General features: G+C 48.4%; 2 protein-coding genes. Both read left to right on the top strand.

Annotation, left to right across the window (positions count from 1 at the left end; all coding sequences use genetic code 11):
• Positions 1-156: 156 nt before the first annotated feature.
• Positions 157-1,446 (top strand): hydroxymethylglutaryl-CoA reductase, degradative, encoded by a 1,290-nt coding sequence (locus NFR98_RS15610; protein WP_014096418.1) that lies wholly within the window; start codon positions 157-159, stop codon positions 1,444-1,446.
• Positions 1,447-2,156: 710 nt separating this feature from the next.
• Positions 2,157-2,788: reverse transcriptase domain-containing protein (locus NFR98_RS15605; RefSeq protein ID WP_251460581.1), on the top strand; the 632-nt coding region annotated here is incomplete at its 3' end.

Genomic DNA, 2,788 nt, shown 5'->3' with positions numbered 1-2,788 from the left:
GTAGCCGAAAGTGTACAAAAAGAGTGTCTTGGAATACCCGATATTTAAACCTTGTCGAGAAAAACTTGACACATACGGAAAATTGGATGGCTGGTTTTCCCCCTGAAATGCGTTAAAATAAATGTATGCACTTTATCGCGCACAGAGGAGGAAAATATGGAAAAGCAACCTTTGCATAAATTTTACGAAAAAAACCGGCTTGAAAGAATCAAGGCGCTGGAACAGGCGAAGGCCATTTCAGCCGAAGATGCCGCGCTGCTTGAAAAAGGGCTTGTGCTGCCGGATGAAACGGCGGACCATATGATTGAAAACCAGATTGCCAAATATGAATTGCCATATGGTACGGCATTGAACTTTCTGATTGACGGAAAAGAGTATGTCGTCCCGATGGCGATTGAGGAGCCTTCTGTTGTGGCGGCGGCAAGTTCGGCGGCAAAAATCATCAACAAGGCAGGCGGTTTCCGAACGACAGTGAGCAATCGTATGATGATCGGGCAGGTGGCGTTAATGGAAGTTCCGGATCCGATCCGTGCGAAAACGGTGGTGATGGCCCATGAGGAAGAACTTTTGCAAACGGCAAATGAAGCCAAGCCTTCGATTGTGAAGCGGGGCGGCGGGGCCCGGAAATTGGAAGTCCGTCTGATCCCGGCTGATGAAAAAGCCGGCACACCTGCTTTTTTTGTTGTCCATCTCCATATTGATACGCTGGAAGCAATGGGTGCGAATATCATCGATACCATGGCGGAGGCGATCAAACCGCATTTGGAAGAGTGGACAGGGGGACGGGCATTAATGGGCATTCTCTCCAATTATGCCACTGAATGCCTGGCAACGGCCGAATGCCGGATTCCCGTGTCATTGCTTGAAAAAAACGGCATGTCCGGTGAAGAAGTCCGCGACCGGATCATTGAAGCCGCCCAATTTGCATACGCGGATCCTTACCGGGCTGCAACGCATAACAAAGGCATTATGAACGGCGTTGATGCCGTTGTGATCGCAACCGGAAACGATTGGCGCGCAATTGAAGCGGGTGCCCATGCCTATGCAGCAAGGTCCGGCAAGTATCGTTCCCTTTCTATTTGGAGCAAGGCAGAAAACGGAGACCTGCTTGGCAGCCTCACCCTTCCGCTTCCGGTCGGGACAGTCGGCGGCCAGATCAGCATCCACCCTGCTGCCGGTTTCAGCAAGCGGCTGCTGGGTTACCAAAATGCAAAAGAACTGGAATCGATCATTGTCTCCGCTGGGCTTGGCCAGAACTTTTCCGCCATCAAAGCTCTTGTAACAGACGGGATTCAAAAAGGGCATATGGCACTGCACGCCAAATCGCTCGCTATCACAGCAGGTGCCTCCGGAAGCGAAATTGACCGGGTTGCAGAAAAACTAAAACAAAGCGGGACAATTGATCTTGCTACGGCAAAGGAAATTTTAAAAGAAATCAGAGGATGACAGGCGGGGGCACTGAACACAGATAGGAAGAAAAAACACGCGGGTATGAAAAACGGCGCCAAGAATACCGAGGTACTGAACAAAATATAGAAAAAAAACGGTGAGACACGATTATGGTGATGTCCCACCGTTTTCTTCTTTTGGAGCTTTTCAGCGGCTTCTGGCAGGCAGGCGGTTTTTCCTAAAGCTGGATGGAACCACTGAGGCCCGTGCTTACGGCGACATCTCCGTTTTTGAAAAGTGGCCTGCGCTTATTCTCTTTAGCAAAAACGAGAGGCACGCTTTAAGCATGCCTCTCGTTTTTACAGTGCGCCGTGCATGGCGATTCGCTAGGCGGTGTAAGTCCGCTATGGGGGTAGGTAGCGACCAACCATTAGCCAAGAGCAAGGGTGTCCATCGTGAGATGGAATCTGAAGGAAGCTGGAGGCAAAATTCTGACCCGAGGAACACGAACATCATTAGGCGTACTCTCACAGGGTAAGGCTGCTGAACAAGTCAAAGCCCAAAAGCTATCCGGATGTGGAAACGTAAATGGTGCGGGTACATGGAATGAAAGTGAATCACCTTACCACGGGAGGTCTCACGGACAGGTGGAAACAGAGTATGAAACCTGGTTGAAACAAGATTTGCCGTGAGAAGTCAGCAGAGGCCATAGTACGGAGATGCCTGGAGCATCGAAGGAAGGGCTGAACTAAAGGAAGTGGAAGTCAATGAAAGTTACCGAAGAAACGAACAAATGCAGAAAACAGGAAGAAACCTGCTGTCAAAAAGATACTGCGGAACAGGAAGGATATGACAGAGGGCATAGTTTCAAGAGGATAACTGAAAACAACACCACTAACACCAACAGACAGAACGAATGGATGCTCGAACGAATCCTTTCAAGTAATAACCTGCACCGTGCCTATAAAAAGGTAAAGAAAAACAAAGGTGCGGGCGGTGTCGATGGAATGAAAACAGGTGAACTTTTGGCATACCTAACTGAACATCAGAGGGAACTCGTCCTCTCCATTCGAAATGGGACATACAAGCCCCAACCCGTTAGAAGGGTAGAAATACCAAAAGACAACGGGAAAACAAGGAAACTTGGAATACCAACGGTAGTAGACCGAGTCATCCAACAAGCCATTTCGCAGGTCCTAGTCCCTATATATGAAAGAAAGTTCTCAGACAATAGCTATGGTTTCCGACCACATAGAAGTACAAATCAGGCACTTCTCAAGTGCCAAAAGAATGTAAATGAAGGATACCAGTATGTAGTAGACCTGGACTTAGAACAGTACTTTGACACGGTAAACCATAGTAAGCTTATCCAGATATTGAGTGAAACAATTCACGACGG

Source organism: Weizmannia agrestimuris (assembly GCF_943193165.1).
GTDB lineage: Bacteria > Bacillota > Bacilli > Bacillales > Bacillaceae_C > Weizmannia > Weizmannia faecalis.
This window is presented reverse-complemented; position numbering and strand designations above follow the sequence as displayed.